Source organism: Alcanivorax sp. HI0044 (genome assembly GCF_001634945.1).
In genome coordinates, this window is sequence record NZ_LWEZ01000511.1 from 1 (window position 1) to 998 (window position 998).

The 998-nt window shown below is 56.0% G+C and carries 1 protein-coding gene and 1 pseudogene; both read right to left on the reverse strand.

Annotated features, from left to right (window positions below; translation table 11 throughout):
- A pseudogene (locus A3730_RS06050) lies at window positions 1-271 on the reverse strand (Fe/S-dependent 2-methylisocitrate dehydratase AcnD); the annotation flags it as partial.
- Window positions 272-378: 107 nt separating this feature from the next.
- On the reverse strand, window positions 379-998 hold a 620-nt coding region (locus tag A3730_RS06055; RefSeq protein ID WP_304439472.1), incomplete at its 5' end, for a citrate/2-methylcitrate synthase.

The following is a 998-nucleotide window of genomic DNA, read 5'->3' on the forward strand; positions in this document are numbered from 1 at the left end:
AGTCTACCAGCGCGGTCTGGCCGAGAATGTCATGGCAGACAACGCGGGCCGGATACCAGGGAAAGTCCAGGTCGCGTTTGCGTTCGATGAGCTGCTTGAGCGCACCGGTCAAATCCTGAGGTGCACAACGGCGCACCAGCTGCTCTGCCAGAATTCGGGAAGTGTATGGAAGTTTTGCATAGGCCCCAGGCTGGATCGCATCGACCGCCGCGCGGGTGTCGAAATAGTCCAGCTCGGTGCCGGGTAGGGATTTGCGGTATTCGGTGTTCATAGCCTGGGGATCTCTTGTCTGGGTGAATCTTGGGATCTATATCTCCGTAGGAGGCTGCTTGCAGGCGAACCCTTCGCTTGCAAGCAAGCTCCTACAGTAAGAGCGAATCAACCCCGCTCAGCGATCGGCGTTACCGCCCGCAGTTCTTCACCGGTGTAATCCGCGCTCGGACGAATAATGCGGTTGTCTGCACGCTGTTCCATTACGTGGCCGGCCCAACCGGTCAGGCGGCTCATCACGAAAATCGGGGTGAACAGCTTGGTCGGAATGCCCATGAAGAAATAGGCAGACGCATGGAAGAAATCGGCGTTGCAGAACAGTTTCTTCTCGCGCCACATGACTTCTTCACAACGCACGGACACCGGATACAACACGGTATCGCCCACATCCTGGCCCAGCTTTTCGGCCCACTGTTTGATGATGGCGTTGCGCGGATCGGATTCGGTATAGATTGCATGGCCAAAGCCCATGATCTTCTCTTTACGCTCCAGCATGCCCATCATTTCTTTCTCGGCATGATCCGCATCGGTGAATTTTTCGATCATGTCCATGGCCGCTTCGTTGGCGCCACCATGCAGCGGGCCACGCAGGGTGCCGATAGCACCAGTGATGCAGCTGTGAATATCGGACAGTGTGGAAGCGCAAACACGGGCGGTAAACGTAGAGGCATTGAACTCATGCTCTGCATACAGAATCAGCGAAACGTTCATAACACGCTCATGCAGCT